General features: G+C 58.3%; 16 protein-coding genes and 1 tRNA gene. 5 read left to right on the forward strand and 12 right to left on the reverse strand.

The window, feature by feature from the left end; genetic code table 11:
- The first annotated feature begins 6 nt into the window (after positions 1-6).
- The 5 genes from VGR81_00205 (at position 7) to VGR81_00225 (ending at position 3,717) form a co-directional block, all read left to right on the forward strand.
- Entirely contained in the window at positions 7-369 is a 363-nt protein-coding gene (locus VGR81_00205; GenBank protein ID HEV2287354.1) for a DUF721 domain-containing protein, read from the forward strand.
- Positions 366-668 carry an Asp-tRNA(Asn)/Glu-tRNA(Gln) amidotransferase subunit GatC gene (gene gatC / locus VGR81_00210; protein HEV2287355.1) on the forward strand — a complete coding sequence of 101 codons (303 nt, stop codon included), beginning with the start codon at positions 366-368 and terminating at the stop codon, positions 666-668. Before VGR81_00205 ends, gatC begins: the two co-directional genes overlap by 4 nt.
- Positions 665-2,110: an Asp-tRNA(Asn)/Glu-tRNA(Gln) amidotransferase subunit GatA gene (gene gatA / locus VGR81_00215; protein ID HEV2287356.1), complete on the forward strand. Its 1,446-nt coding sequence runs from the start codon at positions 665-667 to the stop codon at positions 2,108-2,110. Before gatC ends, gatA begins: the two co-directional genes overlap by 4 nt.
- A gap of 276 nt (positions 2,111-2,386) precedes the next feature.
- Positions 2,387-2,605, forward strand: coding sequence for a hypothetical protein (locus tag VGR81_00220; GenBank protein HEV2287357.1), 219 nt, complete (start codon positions 2,387-2,389; stop codon positions 2,603-2,605).
- A gap of 197 nt (positions 2,606-2,802) precedes the next feature.
- Positions 2,803-3,717, forward strand: a complete 915-nt coding sequence (locus tag VGR81_00225) for a hypothetical protein (protein ID HEV2287358.1) — start codon at positions 2,803-2,805, stop codon at positions 3,715-3,717.
- A gap of 17 nt (positions 3,718-3,734) precedes the next feature.
- Here the strand turns inward: VGR81_00225 and VGR81_00230 are convergent, their stop codons facing one another.
- From VGR81_00230 to tuf, 12 genes are all read right to left on the reverse strand, one after another.
- The gene (locus tag VGR81_00230) at positions 3,735-6,035 is read right to left on the reverse strand and encodes a PAS domain S-box protein (GenBank protein HEV2287359.1); all 2,301 of its coding nucleotides are present in this window, start codon (positions 6,033-6,035) and stop codon (positions 3,735-3,737) included.
- Between the two features lie 233 nt (positions 6,036-6,268).
- Positions 6,269-10,456 carry a DNA-directed RNA polymerase subunit beta' gene (rpoC, locus tag VGR81_00235; GenBank protein ID HEV2287360.1) on the reverse strand — a complete coding sequence of 1,396 codons (4,188 nt, stop codon included), beginning with the start codon at positions 10,454-10,456 and terminating at the stop codon, positions 6,269-6,271.
- A 72-nt stretch (positions 10,457-10,528) separates the two neighbouring features.
- The gene (gene rpoB / locus VGR81_00240) at positions 10,529-14,965 is read right to left on the reverse strand and encodes a DNA-directed RNA polymerase subunit beta (GenBank protein HEV2287361.1); all 4,437 of its coding nucleotides are present in this window, start codon (positions 14,963-14,965) and stop codon (positions 10,529-10,531) included.
- A 162-nt stretch (positions 14,966-15,127) separates the two neighbouring features.
- Complete coding sequence (gene rplL, locus VGR81_00245) at positions 15,128-15,514, reverse strand: 50S ribosomal protein L7/L12 (protein HEV2287362.1); 387 nt, start codon at positions 15,512-15,514, stop codon at positions 15,128-15,130.
- 33 nt (positions 15,515-15,547) lie between these two features.
- Positions 15,548-16,114 carry a 50S ribosomal protein L10 gene (rplJ, locus tag VGR81_00250; GenBank protein HEV2287363.1) on the reverse strand — a complete coding sequence of 189 codons (567 nt, stop codon included), beginning with the start codon at positions 16,112-16,114 and terminating at the stop codon, positions 15,548-15,550.
- Between the two features lie 21 nt (positions 16,115-16,135).
- On the reverse strand, positions 16,136-16,849 hold the full coding sequence (gene rplA, locus VGR81_00255) for a 50S ribosomal protein L1 (protein ID HEV2287364.1): 714 nt from the start codon (positions 16,847-16,849) through the stop codon (positions 16,136-16,138).
- Between the two features lie 8 nt (positions 16,850-16,857).
- Positions 16,858-17,286, reverse strand: a complete 429-nt coding sequence (rplK, locus tag VGR81_00260; protein HEV2287365.1) for a 50S ribosomal protein L11 — start codon at positions 17,284-17,286, stop codon at positions 16,858-16,860.
- Between the two features lie 42 nt (positions 17,287-17,328).
- Positions 17,329-17,862, reverse strand: a complete 534-nt coding sequence (gene nusG / locus VGR81_00265; GenBank protein HEV2287366.1) for a transcription termination/antitermination protein NusG — start codon at positions 17,860-17,862, stop codon at positions 17,329-17,331.
- A 13-nt stretch (positions 17,863-17,875) separates the two neighbouring features.
- Positions 17,876-18,175: a preprotein translocase subunit SecE gene (gene secE, locus VGR81_00270; GenBank protein ID HEV2287367.1), complete on the reverse strand. Its 300-nt coding sequence runs from the start codon at positions 18,173-18,175 to the stop codon at positions 17,876-17,878.
- 69 nt (positions 18,176-18,244) lie between these two features.
- A tRNA-Trp gene (locus VGR81_00275) sits at positions 18,245-18,319 on the reverse strand.
- Positions 18,320-18,386: 67 nt separating this feature from the next.
- Positions 18,387-18,536, reverse strand: a complete 150-nt coding sequence (gene rpmG / locus VGR81_00280; GenBank protein ID HEV2287368.1) for a 50S ribosomal protein L33 — start codon at positions 18,534-18,536, stop codon at positions 18,387-18,389.
- 17 nt (positions 18,537-18,553) lie between these two features.
- On the reverse strand, positions 18,554-18,779 hold a 226-nt coding region (tuf, locus tag VGR81_00285), incomplete at its 5' end, for an elongation factor Tu (protein HEV2287369.1).

Genomic DNA, 18,779 nt, shown 5'->3' on the forward strand with positions numbered 1-18,779 from the left:
AATCTTATGGAGAAAGCTTCGGAAATTCTGGGACGAACGCTGCGGCGGATGGACGATCCCGCGGCGGCCCGGGCATGGCTGGATTCCACGTGGACGACGCTGGTGGGGAAAGCCATGGCGTCGCACATCGCACCATTGGCGTGCGGAAAAGGAGTGTTGCGCGTCGAAGCGGATTCGCGCGAATGGCAGAATCAAGCAAAAGCGATGAGCAAAGAGATTTGCGAACGCGTGAACCGCTCCTGGGGCGGAGTTCTGATTCAAGAAGTTCGCGTCGAGTGCGCGCCGCGGAGTGGCAAGCGGCCGGCGCACGAAATCGATAATGAACATACTCCATTCATCCGCCGGAAGGCTGCGCGCCACACGTCATGAAGATCAGCCGTGAAGATGTGCTGTACGTCGCCGAACTAGCGAACCTGGAATTGAGCGAAGCGGAAGTAGAAACTTTCCGGCAGCAACTCGACGAAATACTCACATACATCGACAAATTGAAGCAGCTTGATGTGTCGTCGGTCGGGCCAATGGCGCAAGTGCTGTACGGCGCGGCGGAACCGGGTGCGGAATTGCGCGAGGACGTTGTGCAGGAATGCGATGTCGCAAGGGCGATTCTCGAACAGGCGCCGGAGGCGAAGAAGCCGTATTTCCGCGTTCCTAAAGTGATCGAACGATGAGCGCGGCAAATCATTGGACGATTCCCAAGATTCGCGCGGCGCTTGAGACCAGGCAATTTTCCGCGCGCGAACTGACTGCCGAATTTTTCTCACGCATCGAAAAGAAAAATCCGGAACTGAATGCTTTCCTGACGCTTTCGCCGGAGCGCGCTTATGCGCAAGCCGACCGCGTGGACGCAATGCGAGCGCGCAGCGAAAAACTGCCGGCACTGGCGGGCGTTCCCCTGGCGATTAAGGACGTGATCAGCACGCGCGGCGTGCGCACAACCTGCGGCTCGCGCATTCTCGAGAATTACGTTCCGCCCTATGACGCAACGGCCGTAGAACGATTGGAGAGCGCCGGCGCGGTGATCCTCGGAAAAGCAAACTGCGATGAATTCGCAATGGGCAGCTCAAATGAAAATTCGGCTTATGGCCCCGTGCGAAACCCTCTCGCGATGGACCGCGTGCCGGGCGGATCGAGCGGCGGATCGGCCGCAGCAGTTGCGGCGGGACTGGCTGTGGGAGCGCTGGGCACAGAAACGGGAGGGTCTATCCGGCAGCCTGCGTCGCTCTGCGGCGTTATCGGCCTGATGCCGACCTATGGCCGCGTTTCGCGCTCTGGGCTGATTGCCTTTGCATCTTCGCTCGACCGCATCGGGCCTCTTGCGACCACCGTGAGCGATGCGGCGGCATTGCTGAGCGCCATTGCCGGGCGCGACGAGAATGACTCGACTTCGGCGAATGTGCATGGCTCCGATTATTTCGAAGAAATGTCCAAGCCGGTGAGGGGCGCGCGCATCGGCATCCCTGCGGAATATTTCGCCGAAGGAATGGACCCACAGGTGCGCGAGAAGGTGGAAGCCGGGATTGGGCTGCTGAAGACACTTGGTTGCGTGCCGGTCGAACTGCACATGCCGCATACGGACTATGCAATCGCCACCTACTATATCGTGGCGACGGCAGAGGCGAGCTCGAATCTGGCGCGGTTTGATGGCGTGCGCTATGGCCTGCGCGCGAAAGGCGAAACGCTCCGCGATATGTACAAGAAGACACGCGGACAGGGCTTTGGGGCGGAGGTGAAGCGACGGATTATGCTAGGGACGTACGCGCTTTCTTCCGGCTACTACGATGCATACTATCTGCGGGCGCAGAAAGTTCGCGCTCTCATCGCCCAGGACTTCACACGTGCTTTCGAGCAAGTGGACGCGATTGTGACGCCGACGTCTCCTTCGCCTGCCTTCCGGCTGGGAGAACGCACCAATGATCCGCTACAGATGTATCTTGCTGATATATATACAGTTACAGGATCTCTGGCAGGTATTCCGGCGATCTCCGTGCCTTGCGGCAAAACTTCGGAGGGCCTGCCCATCGGGTTGCAGGTCTGCGGACCGCGATTCGGCGAATCGCGCGTTCTGCAACTTGCCCATGCGTTTGAGCAGGCAGGCGGATTTGTGATTTAGGTCGAATTCGCAGAATACAGAAAACGCAAGTCCTTCCAAAAACTGTATCCACATCCAATAGATGGGCAAATTATTTCCACTCCGCCGGACCAATCGCGTCTCTTTGTGAGGGTGCCCTCTGATGGCTGGAGACGACGAAAGACTTTAGCTACATGGGATTACAGAAGCTTCCAAACAGGAGTCTGGCGCATCAAAGAAATGGAAGCGAAGTTGCTCAAGGTTCTAGTAAGCAGTGCCGATCGCTTAGGTGGGTCGGTATCTGGGAGGATCAAGGCTTTGGTTACAATCCCATCCACTCAGAAGCTCTTCACGGAAGATGAGGTTTCCCGCCTCACCGGGATTTGCCTAGAGCACTTGCGCATCCTGGCGGAGGCCAAGCATCTCGGCTCGCTGATTCGGGCGGCAGGGGCGGCCAGCGCCGAGGCCGGGAAATGGCTCTTCACGAATTCGGAATTGATGATCCTGAACGTGCTCTGCCCGCGCTGCGACCACTAAACCGCGCCGGTAACAGGATTCCCCGCTTGTTGAACCTCACTGCTATTGATTTTTCGCTCCTGCATTTGTGCGCGTTTCTGCGAAGCGGCAGGATTTGCCAGCGATTCCGCGCGGGATTAAACTCTTTTCAGAAAACACGGGGTTGCAAAAGCGCATCCCAAGGGGCAAGCAGCTTTTCGTCCCGGGAATAAGGAACGATGCGAATCTCTCGCGAATTGCGAAATACGATTTCTGCACTCATTCTTGCGCTCGTGAACGCAGCGTTTTGCGTTTCCGCCCCGGCGCGCCAGACCATGGACAGCAAGCAGCAACAAGAGGCGCCAGCCCCAACTGCGTCGAACAGCAAGAAACTGGTGATGAAGGACGGCACAGTCCAAAAGGTCTCTGGCTACCAAATCGAAGGCGATCGCGTGCGGTATTTCAGCGTGGACCGTTCGGAGTGGGAAGAAATTCCTGCAGCAATGGTTGACTGGGACGCCACGAAGAAGGCTGATGCCGCAGAGGCTTCGCAGGAAAACGCGCTCACGGCGAAAATCAGCGCGGACGAGGTCGCCAAAACGATACCGATGGACGTCGATGCGAGCCTGGAAGTTCTTCCGGGCGTTCTGTTGCCGTCGGGTGACGGCTTGTTCGCTCTGGATGGCCAAACGATCGTCTCCTTGAAAGAGACCGAGGCAACAAGCAAGCTGGACAAAGGAAAACTGCTGGAACGAGTCCTCATACCTGTTCCCGTAGTGCCCACCCGGCGCACAATTCTCCTGAAAGGGACGCGCGCGGACATTCGAGTCAAATCGTTCACGCCGGAGTTTTACTTCCGCACAAAAGAGCCGGGCGAACCGGAGGTGCAGCTGTTCCACGCGCAAGTGAAAGACGGCATGCGGCGGGTGGAGAGCATTGATACGCTCTTTGACAACCAGCAGCAGAAAGCCAAGACCGTTTCCATGCAGGAATGGAAAGTGGCGAATGGCGTGTATCGCTTTACGCTGAGCCAGCCGCTCGTTCCCGGCGAATATGCGGTTACGGAAATCTCGCCCGACGAAGGCGTCAGCATGCTTCTGTGGGACTTCGGAATTGATGCTCCACCGCGCAAGAAATCAAAGAAGAAAAAATAGGCTTTGCATATCCCAACTTACTTCCGAACGGCAGAAGGCACACTGATAAATTTCTCCAGCGCTGCGACAAGTTCTGATAACTGAAAAGGCTTCTGCAGCACGTTTGCATCTTTCTCTTCGAGAGCCGCGATCTCGGCCGAGTTGAGCAGCTCGCCGGACATGAAAAGGAATCGCGGATTTTTTTTGCCGGTTCTTGCCATAACGCGCTCGAAGAGCTCCGTCCCGCTCGTCTTGCCAAGGTTAAAATCGCAGAGAACAACGTCATAAGCGCGCGAAGACAAATGGTTCCATGCTTCTTCGGAACTGGAAACGGCGTCGACTACAGCGGCGCGCGCCGCGAGCCCCTCTTTAATCAACTCGCGGATTCCTTCCTCGTCGTCCACGACGAGAATCGAGCAGTCCTTCAGTCCATTACCATTTGACGCGGAGGAAGGCTCTTGCGGAGACCGGGCGGCCTGAGATGCCGGCAGGAGTATGCGAAAGCGAGCCCCGCCGCCGGCGGAGGGCAACGCTTCCAGCGTGCCGCCGTGCTCTTTGACGATCACCAAGCTGATTGTCAGCCCCAATCCTGCGCCACCGCTGGGACGGCGCGTGGTGAAAAAAGGATCGAAAATCTTCAAATGAATTTCCGGCGGGATGCCCGGACCATCATCTTCGATCATTACTTGCAGCTTTTGATCGGAGTTGCTGACGAGGATCTTCAGACTGCCGTGATGGCGCACGGAGGAAATCGCCTGTTCTGCATTTGTGAACAGGTTCACAAAGACCTGGACGATGTGATTCGGATCCGCGGCGACGAGTGGCAAGTCTTTTTCCACCTTAAACTCGACGATGATATTGCGAGCCTCCAGGGAGCCGCGCTGCAATTCGAGCGCGCGGGCAACCAGATCCTCCAAACGCACGTTTTGGCTCTTGAGGCGCGAGGGCTGGGAAAAAGTGAGCAATCCTTGAACGAGATCCGCAGCCTTGCGCGCCTGTTTGCGAATGAGTTCGACGTGACGCCGTGAAGCGTCGTCGCCGGCGCGATCATAAAGCAGGTCGCTTACTCCGAGAATGGCGGTGAGCGGATTATTCAGTTCGTGAGCCACGCCGGAAACCATTTGCCCAATCGCGGCGAGTTTTTCGGATTGAACCAACTGCTGTTCGATACGCTTTGACTCCGTGACATCACGCGCGGAGGCGACGATGCCGATGACCTTCCCCTCCGCGTCGGTGAGCGGGCTGGCGCTGGCGCGAAACGTCCTCCAGTGGCCGTCTTTATGACGCGTGCGATATTCGACCGTGCTGACTCCGCTGTCGCCGCCAATCAACCCCCGAAAGAACTGGATGACGGCCTGCCGGTCCTCCGGATGAGGGCGGTGTTCCAGGTTTTCCCCGAGATATTCTTCGGGAGTGTAGCCGAGGAATTCCTGGACGCGCGGACTGGCGAAGGTGTAGCGGCCCTCGGTATCGAGAACCACGATGACGTCCGGAAAACAAGCGATGAGCCGGCGAACGAATTCCTGCTCCTCGCGCAGACGGCGTTCGATTTCGAGCCGCTCCGAGATGTCGACCAAGGAACCCTGAAATCGAACTAGTTGGCCGGAGGCGTCGCGGATGGCCACGGACGAACTGAGGACGCGAATCAGAGAGCCATTTTTGCGGCGCAGGACAATTTGCCGGTCGCGCAGCGCCCCAGCCTTGCGGATTTCATCGAGCAAGGAACTGCGCTGAGACGCGTCGGCTAGATGGCCGCTCAAGTTTTTCGCAAGCACTTCTTCCTTCGTTTTATACCCCAGCATACGCACCATGGCGGGATTGACGTCCAGTAGATTGCCCTCGGGATCGCTGAAATAGACGCCCTCGTGAAGAGTCTCGAAGAGATCGGTGAAACGGGATTCCGTGACGCGCTGGCCGGAAATGTCGCGCGCGAGGCCGCTGGCGCCAACGACTTTTCCTTCTTCGACGACCGCGTAGAACACACAATCGTAGAAGCACACCTCGTTCGAATGTCTCCAGCGAATGCGCAGCACGCCGGTCCAGAAGCGCTTCTCGATGAATTGCGCCACGGCAGGCTCGATTTCCGCGCGCGTCGGCTCGGCCAAAAACTCTTGCAGCGGATGATCGACGATGGAAGAGAACGGCAGCCCGACGACCGAGGCAAATTCGCGGTTGATGACACGCAAACGGCCATCGAGAGAAACGTTGAAGGCGATACGATCGAAGCTGTCAATTAGCTCGCAAAAAGCCTGGCGGGACTTCGCAACCAGAGAAAACAGCTCTTGGCGCTCAACACTTTTGGACGCGCTATTGGCGGTTCGTTTTTTCTTGTCTGCCATTTTTGATCCTATGAACACGGCCAATGCCAATAGGAGTGCCGGAAAGGAGCGCCGCACCAAGGCCGATCTGTCGCTTTATTTTAGGCACGCGGCTTGCGCGAAGGAATGGCAAAGAACGCAGAGTTTCCATAAGGTCAATTACCGAAGACAGGCCGCCGGGCGAATCAAGCAGACAAAAAAAACGGCGTGCCGGACCGGCGCGCCGTCAGAATTGCCCGAAACTAAATCTTCGTCTAGCCCTCTGCGACCGTGTCAGTGTCCTTGCGCAGGAAGTCCAGTGCAGCGGCTTCCTCCGGCGTGAGCTCGGGCTCGACTGCCTCCGGCTCTTCCTTGGGCACCTCGGTCAGCAAACGAACCGAGCGATAGCGCTCGAGACCCGTGCCGGCGGGAATCAGTCGGCCCATGATGACGTTCTCCTTTAGGCCGCGCAGATAATCGACCTTGCCGGAGATGGCCGCTTCAGTGAGAACACGCGTAGTCTCCTGGAAGCTCGCCGCTGAGATGAACGAATCGGTGGAAAGCGACGCCTTGGTGATGCCGAGCAGCAGCGGGCGCCCGGTCGCCGGACGATTGCCGTCGCGGATGACGTGGTCATTCTCCTCGCGGAAGCGGAACTTGTCGATCTGCTCTTCGAGGAGGAATGGCGTGTCGCCCACATCTTCCACCTTCACCCAGCGCATCATCTGGCGAACGATGGTCTCGATGTGCTTGTCGTTGATATTCACGCCCTGCAGGCGGTAGACCTCCTGGACGGAGTTCACAAGATAAGCCTGCGTGAATTTTTCGCCCAGGACGGCGAGCAAATCATGCGGATTCAGCGGCCCGTCGATGAGCGGCTCGCCGGCGCGGACATGTTCGCCTTCCTGCACGTTGATGTGCACGCCGCGCGGAATCGCATACTCTTTCACCGTCTTACTATCTTCGCTTTCGACGTAAATCCGCCGCATGCCCTTGACGATTTCGCCGTACTTCACCACGCCATCGATTTCGCTGATGACCGCAGGATCGCGCGGCTTGCGCGTCTCAAACAATTCGACGACGCGCGGCAGACCGCCGGTAATGTCTTTGGTCTTCGTGGTTTCGCGCGGAATCTTCGCGAGAACATCGCCCGGATGCACTTCGTCGCCATCGGCAACCATCAAGTGGGCGCGCGAAGGCATGAGGTACTTCTTGCGCACGCGGCCCTGCGAATCGCGAACCAGGATCATGGGCTGGTGCTTTTCGTCGCCCGGAGGCAAGGTCACGACGAGCTGCGAAAGACCGGTGACTTCGTCGACTTGCTCTTCGATCGTCAGGCCGGACTGCAAGTCCTTGAACTGAATGGTCCCGCCCGTCTCGGTGAGAATCGAGAACGTATACGGATCCCATTCGACCATGGTCTGGCCAACGGTGACCGGCTGGCCGTCTTCTACCTTGAGGCGGGCGCCATACACGACGTGATAGCGCTCCTTCTCGCGGCCCTTGTCGTCGACGACGGCGATGAGGCCCGAACGGTTCATGGAGATGAACGTCTTGCCGCGGCCTTCGACGACCTTGAGGTCGATGAACTTCACGAAACCATTGTTCTTGGCTTCGACTTTGGATTGTTCCGTGACGCGAGTAGCCGTGCCGCCGATGTGGAACGTGCGCATGGTGAGCTGCGTGCCGGGCTCGCCGATGGACTGTGCGGCGATGACGCCGACGGCTTCACCCATCTCGACGAAGCGCCCGGTGGCCAAATTGCGGCCGTAGCAGCGCGCGCAAACACCGCGGCGGGATTCGCACGTGAGCACGGAACGAATCTTCACGCGCTCGATGCCCGCGGCCTGGATCGCATTGGCGAGTTCTTCGGTCACTTCCTGGTTCACTTCGACAATTACGTTGCCTTCATAGTCTTTAATCTTTTCGAGCGAGACGCGGCCAATCACGCGGTCGCGCAGCGGCTCGACTTCGACGCCGGCTTCGAGAATCGGCTCGACGTAAATTCCGTCGGCAGTACCGCAGTCGAATTCGTTGATGATGACGTCCTGGGCCACATCAACCAGACGCCGCGTGAGATAGCCGGAGTCCGCGGTCTTGAGCGCCGTGTCGGCCAGACCCTTGCGGGCGCCGTGCGTGGAGATGAAGTACTGCAACACGTCGAGGCCTTCGCGGAAGTTCGAAGTGATGGGCGACTCGATGACTTCGCCGGAAGGCTTGGCCATCAGCCCGCGCATGCCGGAGAGCTGGCGGATTTGCTGCTTCGATCCGCGAGCGCCGGAGTCGGCCATGACGTAAATCGGGTTCATCGTGCCCTGTTTGTCCTGCTCTTCGAGCGTCTTGAAGAGCTCGTCGGCCACTTTTTCGGTCACATCGCTCCAGATGGCGATGACTTTGTTATAGCGTTCACCATTGGTAATGGCGCCATCGAGGTATTGTTGCTGCACCTTGACGACTTCGCGCTCGGCCGTATCCACGAGCTTGGCCTTATCGCCCGGGATGACCATGTCGCTGATGCCGATGGAAAGCCCGGCCTTGGTAGCGTAGAAGAAGCCGAGTTCTTTCAGCTTGTCGAGCATCTGCACCGTGCGTTCGAGGCCAAAGCGCAAGTAGCAATACTGGCAGAGCTGCTGCGTGCCCTTCTTCTTGAGCAAACCATTGATAAACGGCATATCCGAGGGCAGGTGATCATTGAAGATCACGCGGCCTACGGTGGTTTGCAGGAATTGCTTGTTGAGCATCACCGAAGGCGTGTGCGTGACGTCCTGATCGTCATACGCCGTGGACATTTCGATAACTTCGCCGGTGTATCGCAGACGAATCGGTGTGAGCAATTCGACTTCTCCGGCCTCCAGAGCCAGCAAAACTTCATCAATAGTGCCGAACGCGCGGCCTTCGCCCTTGGCGCCGGGCTTGGCCTTGGTCGCGTAATAGATTCCGAGAACCATATCCTGCGTCGGAACCGCAAGAGGCCCGCCGTTTGCCGGCGAGAGAATATTGTGCGAGCTGAGCATCAACACGGACGCTTCCACCTGCGCTTCCGGCGAGAGCGGAATGTGCACAGCCATCTGGTCGCCGTCGAAGTCGGCGTTGAACGCCGTGCAAACGAGCGGGTGAATGCGAATAGCCTTGCCCTCGACGAGCACGGGTTCAAACGCCTGAATGCCGAGACGATGCAGCGTAGGCGCGCGGTTCAAAAGCACTGGATGCTCGCGGATCACCTCTTCGAGAATGTCCCAAACGATCGATTCCTGCTGCTCGACCAGCTCCTTGGCCTGCTTGATCGTGGTGCAGTGCCCGGCCGCTTCGAGGCGGTGATAGATGAAGGGCTTGAAAAGCTCGAGCGCCATCTTCTTGGGCAAACCGCACTGGTGCAGCTTGAGCTCCGGACCAACGACGATCACGGAGCGGCCCGAATAATCCACGCGCTTGCCGAGCAGGTTCTGGCGGAAACGTCCCTGCTTGCCCTTGAGCGTGTCGGAGAGCGATTTGAGAGGGCGATTGTTCGTGCCACGAAGCACACGGCCGCGGCGCCCATTGTCAAATAGCGCGTCCACGGCCTCCTGAAGCATGCGCTTTTCGTTGCGCACGATCACGTCCGGCGCATGAAGTTCCATGAGTTTCTTCAGGCGGTTATTGCGGTTGATGACGCGGCGATAGAGATCGTTCAAATCGGAAGTGGCGAAGCGACCTCCGTCGAGAGGCACGAGCGGGCGCAACTCCGGCGGAAGGACCGGAATCACGTCGAGGATCATCCACTCCGGCCGATTGCCGCTCTTGCGGAACGACTCAACCACCTTGAGCCGCTTGGCGAACTTGATGCGCTTCTGCAGGCTGGGGTCGGCCTTCATCTTTTCGCGCAACTCTTCGGAGAGCTTTTCGATGTCCACGCGGCGGAGCAATTCCTTGATCGCTTCCGCGCCCATGATGGCGCGGAATTTGCCGGCGAATTCCTTCTGCAGCTCGCGATATTTATCGTCGAGCAGCAGCTCTTTCTCTTTGATTCCCGGCACATCGCCGGCATCCACGACGACGAAGGCTTCGAAATACAGCACGCGCTCGAGGTCGCGCATGGAAATATCGAGCAAATAACCGATGCGGCTCGGCAGACCCTTAAAAAACCATACATGCGAACAGGGCGAAGCGAGCTCGATGTGGCCGAGGCGCTCGCGGCGCACTTTGCTCAGCGTGACTTCGACGCCGCACTTGTCGCAGATGACGCCGCGGTGCTTCATGCGCTTGTACTTGCCGCACAAGCACTCCCAGTCCGTCACCGGACCGAAGATTTTGGCGCAGAACAGACCGTCACGCTCCGGCTTGAACGTGCGGTAATTGATCGTTTCCGGCTTGGTTACCTCGCCATGCGACCAAGACCGGATTTTTTCCGGACTCGCCAGACTGATGCGGATGGAATCGAAATCGGCAATCTGGCTGGCGCGATCATACGGGCTAGATCGGTACAAGGGCTAACCTCCCGTCCCGGCAACGCCGGGACAAAAAATTCGTTGTCAACCTCCCCAAAAAACAGGGGGGAATTAATCGGCAGCCGCTGGTTCCGTTTGCGGCTTCTGGCGCTTCATCAGTTCAACGTCCAGGCAGAGCGACTGCAGCTCGCGCACAAGCACGTTGAAGGATTCGGGTACGCCGGGTTCGATTCCGGCCTCACCCTTGACAATAGCTTCGTAAATCTTGGCCCGGCCGTACACGTCGTCGGACTTCGCCGTGAGCAATTCCTGGAGGATGTGTGCCGCGCCGTAAGCTTCGAGCGCCCACACCTCCATTTCTCCGAAGCGCTGTCCGCCGAACTGCGCTTTGCCGCCCAGCGGCTGCTGGGTGATGAGCGAATAGGGGCCGATCGAGCGTGCGTGAATCTTATCGTCGACCAAGTGCGACAGCTTAAGCATGTAGATATAACCGACGGTGACCTGTTGCGAGAACTGGTCGCCGGTCATCCCGTCGTAGAGAGTGATCTTGCCATTTTCGGGCAGCCCTGCTGCGGCCAAGAGATGGCGAATGTCCTTTTCGCGAGCGCCGTCGAAAACCGGCGTCGCCATGGGGATGCCCTCTCCATAGTTGCGCGCAACGTCGAGAATGTCATCATCGTCGAGACCGCGGAGTGACTCCCAAACGGATGTGGCGCCGAAGGTTTCCTTAAACCACTTGCGCACCGCTTCCGTGCGCGCCTCGCCATCGAGCAACTGCGAAACCTGCCGGCCCAGATCCTTTGCAGCCCAGCCGAGGTGCGTTTCCAATATCTGCCCCACGTTCATACGCGAAGGAACGCCGAGAGGATTGAGAACGATCTCGACCGGCGTGCCATCAGGCAAATAGGGCATGTCTTCCGCGGGCACGATGCGCGCGATGACGCCCTTGTTTCCGTGGCGGCCGGCCATTTTGTCGCCGACCGACAGCTTGCGCTTCATCGCGATATAGACCTTCACGAGCTTGATGACGCCCGGCGGCAGCTCATCGCCCTTCTTGAGTTTTTCCTTGCGCTCTTCGGTGATCTTGCGGAGCACGTCAATTTGCCGCGAGGTCATCTCTTCGATTTCGTCGATCTTCTCAATGAGCAACGGATCTTTGTCCGAGAGGCGCAGGCGCTTCAAATTGCGCGTGGAAATTTTTTCCAAAATATCGCGCGTAAGTTCCGTGCCCTTGGTCAGCAGGCGCTTGTTGGTGCGTTCATCGTGCAGGTCGGCAACGAGCGTCTGGTCGCCCAAAAGCGCGCTGAGGCGCTTCAGCCTTTCGTCGGTGAGAATACGGATCTCATCGGCGAGGTTCTTTTCGAGCTTGAAAACCTGGGTCGCTTCGATGGCCTTGTGGCGCTCGTCCTTTTCCGCTCCTTTGCGGCAGAAAATCTTGACGTCGACAATGGTGCCCTCGATGCCCGGCGGACAATAGAGCGAAGCGTCGCGGACGTCCCCGGCCTTTTCGCCGAAGATGGCGCGCAGCAGTTTTTCCTCCGGCGTCAGCGTAGTCTCGCCCTTGGGCGTCACTTTGCCGACGAGGATGTCGCCCGGCTTCACCGTGGCGCCGATGCGAATCACGCCGCTTTCGTCGAGGTTGCGCAAAAAGCCTTCGTTGATGTTGGGAATGTCGCGCGTGATTTCCTCTGGGCCGAGCTTCGTGTCGCGCGCCTCGATTTCGTACTCCTCGATGTGAATCGAAGTGTAGTAATCCTCTTGAACGAGCTTCTCGCTCACCAGAATGGCGTCTTCAAAGTTGTAGCCGCGCCACGGAAGGAACGCGACAAGCACGTTGCGTCCAAGCGCCAGTTCGCCGCGATCCGTACACGGGCCATCGGCCAACACCTGGCCCTGATGCACGCGGTCGCCGACGCGAACCAGTGGCTTCTGGCTGATGCACGTGTTCTGGTTGGAGCGCTTGAACTTCGTCAGCAGATAAATATCCGAACCGACTTCGCGGCTCAGCACGCCCGACTGATCGGATTCGACACGGACGATAATGCGCTCCGAGTCGACCTGATCCACGATGCCGTCGCGGCGGCAGCTCACGACCGCGCCGGAATCGTGCGCCGTCACTCGTTCCATGCCCGTTCCCACAAGAGGCGCTTCGCCCTTGATAAGAGGCACGGCCTGCCGCTGCATGTTCGATCCCATCAGCGCGCGGTTCGCGTCGTCATTTTCAAGGAACGGAATCAAGCTGGCCGCAACGGAGACCAGCTGCTTCGGCGAAACGTCAATGTAGTCCACTTCCTCGCGCGACTTCAAAACGAAGTTGCCGGCCTGGCGGCAATTCACGAGGTCGGTCGTGATGCGACCGCGTTCGTCGAGCGAAGCGTTCGCCTGCGCCACCACGTAGCGGTCCTCTTCCCACGCCGAGAGGTAGAAGCAATACGCATCGGCGGTCACTTTGCCGCGCGTGAGTTCGTCGTTTGCCGAATCGACTTTTTCTTTCTCCACGATTTCGCCAGGCTTGAATTCGCTTCCGCCCGCATTGACGATTTGCACGTAATCGATCACGCGGCCGTTTTTCACCTTGCGATACGGCGATTCGATGAACCCGAACTCATTGATCCTCGCGTAACAGGAAAGCGAGCTGATCAAGCCGATGTTCGGACCTTCCGGCGTCTCAATCGGGCAAATGCGGCCGTAGTGCGTCGGGTGCACGTCGCGCACTTCGAATCCCGCGCGCTCGCGCGAAAGTCCGCCCGGACCCAGAGCCGAAAGCCGCCGCTTATGCGTGATTTCGCTGAGCGGGTTGGTCTGATCCATGAACTGGCTCAACTGCGAGCTGCCGAAAAACTCGCGAATCGCGGCCATCACTGGCTTGGCATTGACGAGATCGTGCGGCATAGCCGTGGACATTTCCTGGTACACGGACATCTTTTCCTTGATGGCGCGTTCCATGCGCACCAGGCCGATGCGGAACTGATTTTCGAGCAGCTCGCCTACGGCGCGGACGCGGCGATTGCCGAGATGGTCGATGTCGTCGACGGTGCCGATGTTCTTGCGCAGCTTGAGCAGGTAATTGATCGCCGCTACGAAATCGCCCGACTCCAGCGTGCGTTTGTCGAGCGGTGTCTCGAGTCCCATCTTGATATTGAACTTCAGGCGGCCGACGCGGCTGAAATCGTATTTCCGCGCATCGAAGAACATGCCATTGAACAGCGCCGTGGCGGTTTCGAGCGTCGGCGGATCGCCAGGACGCAGCTTGCGGTAGATTTCGATCAGCGCTTCGCGCGAATTGCGGATGGCGTCCTTCTCGAGTGTGCGGCTGATAATCACGCCGACGTCGTCGCGCTCCGGAAAACAAACATCGACTTCCGTGATTCCCGCCTCGGCAAGCGAAGCCCAGGTCTCTGGATTCAGCGGCTTATTGGCTTCGAGCAAAACTTCTCCGGTCTGGCGATTGACGAGCTCTCCAACCGTGACCGCGCCCTCGAGGTCTCCTACGGGAACTTCCACCTGGCCGACCTTGGCTTTGACGATCTCTTTGTAGAGCGACTCCGTGATGCGCTTGTGCGCGCCGACCATCACGTCGCCCGAGTGCGGGTGCTTGATTTCCTTCGACAGCTTGCGATCGAGCAAAGCCTCCGAGACGCCCAGGAGCAACTGGCGGTCGCGCAGAGAGACGCGCTCGACCTGATAGAACGTCCGCAAAATTTCTTCATTCGACTTCATCCCAAGCGCGCGCAGGAAAATCGAGCCGAGAAACTTGCGCTTGCGGTCGATGCGCACGTAGAGGATGTTCTTCGTGTCGTATTCGAATTCGACCCACGAACCGCGATAAGGAATGATCTTCCCAAGGAAGTAAGTCCGGTTGTTGGCCGTCTCATAAAACACGCCTGGCGAGCGGTGCAACTGGCTGACGATGACGCGCTCAGTCCCGTTGATGATGAACGTGCCGTTCTCCGTCATCAGCGGAATGTCGCCGTAGAAAACTTCCTGTTCTTTAATATCGCGAATGGACTTCGCGCCCGTGTCCGGGTCCTTGTCGTAAATCGTCAGGCGAATCGTGACTTTCAGCGGCGCGGAATACGTCATGCCGCGTTCCTGGCACTCGTTTACGTCGTACTTCAGTTGCAGAGTAACCGGGTCGCCGCACTTGTTGCAGAAAGTTGGCGTATTGCGGTTAAACGCGCCGCACTTCGAGCACACCACGTCGCCGGTCTTGTATGGATTGGTGACCACAGAAGCGCCGCAGTTCCGGCAAGTGGCGCGCAAATGATGCAGGCCGCGCAAATGGCCGCACTTGCATTCCCAGTCGCCGATGGCGTAGTCCACGAAATCGAGCTGCGAAAGTCCGCGAAAATCCTGGATGGGAAACACGGACGTGAACACGGACTGCAAGCCCGTGTCCTCGCGCTCGCTCGGCAGCTTGTCCATCTGCAGAAAGCGCTCATAGGATTTTTTCTGCACGTCAATCAGATTGGGAATCTGCACAGCCGCACGAATGCGGGCAAAGTCCAGGCGTTCCCGTTCCCTTGTTGCACGATTACCGTTACGCATGCTGGCTTACCTCATCCCTTCCGGGGAAAGAACCGGAATCGAGCCGTGCCGACACCACAGCTGCGAGTCCGGGCAGGACGCGTGACGAGATGGAGCATCTCGAAAAGACACGCGCATGGACGGATTCCTTTGTCGCCGGGCGAATTTTCGCCGCCGGCGTCACTACTTGATCTCGACCTTGGCTCCCGCTTCTTCGAACTTCTTCTTGATCGTGGCGGCTTCGTCCTTGTTGATGCCCTCTTTCACGGGCTTGGGCGCGCCGTCCACCAGGTCCTTCGCTTCCTTCAGGCCCAGGCTGGTGACTTCGCGAACCGCCTTGATCACGTTGATCTTGTTTGCGCCGACTTCCGTGAGAACGACGGTGAATTCCGTCTTCTCCTCCGCCGGAGCCGCGCCCGCCGCGCCGCCACCGCCGCCAGCCATCACGACCGGAGCAGCCGCTGCGGCAGAAACGCCGAACGTCTCTTCCATTTTCTTGACCAAGTCCGACGCTTCCAGAAGCGTCAGGCCCTTGATCTCATCCAGGATTGTTTCCACTTTGCTCGCCATCGCCTTTTCCTATCCTCCTAAAAGTTAAACTCGTTATTCCGCTTTCGCTGCCGGAGCGGCCTCTCCGCCGCCCGAGCCGAACTTGCCAGCCTTCGCGGCTTCGCTCGTTACCACTGCCAGATTGCGCGGCACCGCGGCCACTGCCGTTGCCAAGCGCTGCGCCGGTGCATTGAGCAGGAACATGATCTTGCTGATCAATTCTTCCTTGCTAGGCAACTGCGCCAGTTGCTGAATTTCTTGGATCGAAATGACGCGTCCCTCGACCCAACCTGCGCGGAACTGAAACGCGGGAACATCTTTCGCAACTTTCGTCAGCACCTTGGCCAGCGCGACGGGATCCGTCATGGTGTAAGCGATTGAGTTCGTGCCCGCGAGATTCTTCAGCAGCGGCTCAATCGGCGTCCCGGCTCCGGCGCGCTCCGCCAGCGTGTTCTTCACGACTTCGTAATGCCCGCCTGCCTTTTCCACTGCGCGCCGCAACTGCGTATCTTGTTCAACAGTGATGCCCTGGAACGTCGAAAGAATCACGGTGGATACATTCGCCAGTTCAGAGCGAAGCGAGTTCGCCTTTTCTTTCTTCTCAGCCTTCTTCATTCCCATGTACAGCTCCTTCAGAACCTTTTAGGCCGCGGTCGCCATCGCCGCATCGACTTCGGAATGATCGATCAAAATGCCCGGGCCCATCGTCGACGTGAGCGTCACGCGGCGAATGTATTTGCCCTTTGCGGCAGCGGGCTTGGCCTTGGAAACAGCGCTCAGAAGCGCCATGGCGTTCTCTGCAAGCTGCGGCGCTCCAAAACTGATCTTTCCGACCGGTGAGTGGATGATTCCCGTCTTGTCGAGCCGGAATTCCACTTTGCCGGCTTTGATTTCCTTCACGGCGCGCGCGATTTCAAATGTAACCGTGCCCGTCTTCGGATTCGGCATCAAGCCGCGCGGCCCGAGCACTTTGCCCAAGCGTCCGGCGGACTTCATCATGTCCGGCGTGGCGATGACGGCGTCGTAGTCTGTCCAGCCGCCGGCGATTTTCGTCACCATGTCTTCTCCGCCGACGAAATCCGCTCCCGCTTCTTCCGCTTCGCGCACTTTTTCGCCCGAGGCAATCACCAGCACGCGCTTTGATTTTCCCAGGCCGTGAGGAAGCACAACCGTTCCGCGCACCATCTGGTCCGATTGCTTCGGATCAACGCCGAGGTTGATAGCCAGCTCGACCGTCTCGTCGAACTTCACGAAATGAGCCTTCTTCAGCAGCTCCGCCGCTTCGCCGAGCTTGTACGCGCGCGTTTCCACAAGTTTGCGCGCATTCTGGATTTTCTTTCCGCCGACCTTGCCCATTGCTTCTCCTAACCTTCGACTTCGATTCCCATGTTGCGCGCCGTGCCCATCACCGTGCGCACCGCCGATTCCAAGCTCATCGTATTCAGATCCACCAATTTCATCTTGGCGATTTCTTCCACCTGCTTGCGCGTAACCTTGGCGACTTTATTGCGGTTTGGCTCCGGCGAACCCTTCACAATCCCTGCCGCGCGCTTCAGAAGTTCGGAGGCCGGCGGCGTCTTGGTGATGAACGTGAAAGTCCGATCGCTGTAAATCGTAATCAGCACCGGAATGATCATCCCTTCCGGCTCTTTGTTCGTCTTGGCATTGAACTGCTTGCAGAAATCCATGATATTCACGCCCTGCGGACCGAGCGCAGTACCCACAGGCGGCGCCGGCGTAGCCTTCGCGGCCGGCAACTGCAACTTCACCATTGCTTGAACTTTCTTTGCCATCTTGACTCCCTTGCAATAACCCCGAAACCGCGCTGCTTCCGGCTACGCGACCTTCTCCACTTGCGCGAAATCCAGTTCGACCGGCGTTGAGCGTCCGAAAATCGTCACACTCACTTTCAGTGTGCTGCGGTCCGAGTTCACTTCCTCGACCACGCCCGTGAAATTCGCAAACGGCCCATCCACGATGCGCACAGACTCATTGCGGTCAAACGTGAGCTTCGGCCGCGGCTTTTCCGCCGTGGTCGTCGCGCGATTCAGAATATTCTCGACTTCTTCCTCGCTCAGCGGCGTGGGCGTCTGCCCCGATCCGACGAATCCCGTAACGCGCGGCGTCGAGCGCACGACGTGCCACGTGTAGTCATCCATATCCATCTCGACCAGCAAGTACCCCGGATAACACATTCGCGGGGAGATCACTTTCTTGCCGCCACGCACTTCGACCACGGACTCGGTGGGGATGACCATCCGCCCAATCTTGTCCTGCAGACCGAATGCCGCCACGCGCCCTTCGAGGCTTTCCTTCACCTTATTTTCAAAGCCCGAATAGGTGTGAACGATGTACCACTGCTTGGCCATGCCGCTTCCTTGCTCAGTGCTTAAAATAGTTGAGTACCACCGTTTCCAGCCGGCTGAACACGCTGTCCGTCAGCAGAAAAAACAAACCGAAAAAAGTCACTGTGACGATCACCACGCCCGTCAACGAAATCACGTCCTGCCGCGTAGGCCAGACGACCTTCGCCATTTCCGACCGCACGTCGTGATAAAACTGCTTCCAGCGGCGCGGAATCGAGGTCAATCGCCCGAAGGATGACGCAACGGCGCTCTCCCCGTTTCCCCCGTTGCCGCCGCCGTGAATGCTGTCGTCTCTCACCTTGAGTGCTTCTGCCATGGTTTCAATTCGTCCACCCCAACTTCACTTGCCGCCTGCTACTTCCCTTCGCCCGCCGCCCGCAAAATCTGGCAGGGGAGGAGGGATTCGAACCCCCACATCCGGTTTTGGAGACCGGCGGTCTACCGTTGAACCTACTCCCCTTTACCCTGAGGGCTGCATGGCGGCCCGAAGGGTTCCGTTTTTTTCGATTCGGAATTCAAAAAACCGCCTACTTCACTTCTTTGTGCGGCGTGTGCTTTTTGCACGTATTGCAATATTTCGACGTCTCCAGCCGCTCCGGATGCTTCTTCCGGTTCTTCATGGTCGTGTAATTCCGGTTTTTACATTCGCCGCACTGCAATGTAATGATTTCTCGCATAATCCTCTACCTGAACCTTACTCGATGATATCGGTGACAGCGCCGGCGCCGACGGTGTGGCCGCCTTCGCGGATCGCGAACCGCAATCCCTTCTCCAAGGCTACCGGCGTGATCAGACTCACTTCCACGCTTACATTGTCCCCAGGCATCACCATCTCCACTCCCTGCGCCAGCTTCACGTCCCCCGTCACGTCCGTCGTCCGAAAGTAAAACTGCGGCCGGTACCCCGTGAAAAACGGCGTG

The sequence above is a fragment of the Candidatus Acidiferrales bacterium genome, from assembly GCA_035934015.1.
Lineage (GTDB): Bacteria > Acidobacteriota > Terriglobia > Acidiferrales > UBA7541 > DAHUXN01.

What these genes read in the sequence shown, in the direction of transcription:
- gatA (HEV2287356.1), top strand. Translation starts at nt 665, where the DNA reads ATGAGCGCGGCAAATCATTGGACGATTCCCAAGATTCGCGCGGCGCTT.
- rpoB (HEV2287361.1), bottom strand. Translation starts at nt 14,965, where the DNA reads ATGCGTAACGGTAATCGTGCAACAAGGGAACGGGAACGCCTGGACTTT.
- gatC (HEV2287355.1), top strand. Translation starts at nt 366, where the DNA reads ATGAAGATCAGCCGTGAAGATGTGCTGTACGTCGCCGAACTAGCGAAC.
- rplL (HEV2287362.1), bottom strand. Translation starts at nt 15,514, where the DNA reads ATGGCGAGCAAAGTGGAAACAATCCTGGATGAGATCAAGGGCCTGACG.
- VGR81_00205 (HEV2287354.1), top strand. Translation starts at nt 7, where the DNA reads ATGGAGAAAGCTTCGGAAATTCTGGGACGAACGCTGCGGCGGATGGAC.
- rplJ (HEV2287363.1), bottom strand. Translation starts at nt 16,114, where the DNA reads ATGGGAATGAAGAAGGCTGAGAAGAAAGAAAAGGCGAACTCGCTTCGC.
- secE (HEV2287367.1), bottom strand. Translation starts at nt 18,175, where the DNA reads ATGGCAGAAGCACTCAAGGTGAGAGACGACAGCATTCACGGCGGCGGC.
- VGR81_00230 (HEV2287359.1), bottom strand. Translation starts at nt 6,035, where the DNA reads ATGGCAGACAAGAAAAAACGAACCGCCAATAGCGCGTCCAAAAGTGTT.
- nusG (HEV2287366.1), bottom strand. Translation starts at nt 17,862, where the DNA reads ATGGCCAAGCAGTGGTACATCGTTCACACCTATTCGGGCTTTGAAAAT.
- rplK (HEV2287365.1), bottom strand. Translation starts at nt 17,286, where the DNA reads ATGGCAAAGAAAGTTCAAGCAATGGTGAAGTTGCAGTTGCCGGCCGCG.
- rplA (HEV2287364.1), bottom strand. Translation starts at nt 16,849, where the DNA reads ATGGGCAAGGTCGGCGGAAAGAAAATCCAGAATGCGCGCAAACTTGTG.
- rpmG (HEV2287368.1), bottom strand. Translation starts at nt 18,536, where the DNA reads ATGCGAGAAATCATTACATTGCAGTGCGGCGAATGTAAAAACCGGAAT.
- VGR81_00225 (HEV2287358.1), top strand. Translation starts at nt 2,803, where the DNA reads ATGCGAATCTCTCGCGAATTGCGAAATACGATTTCTGCACTCATTCTT.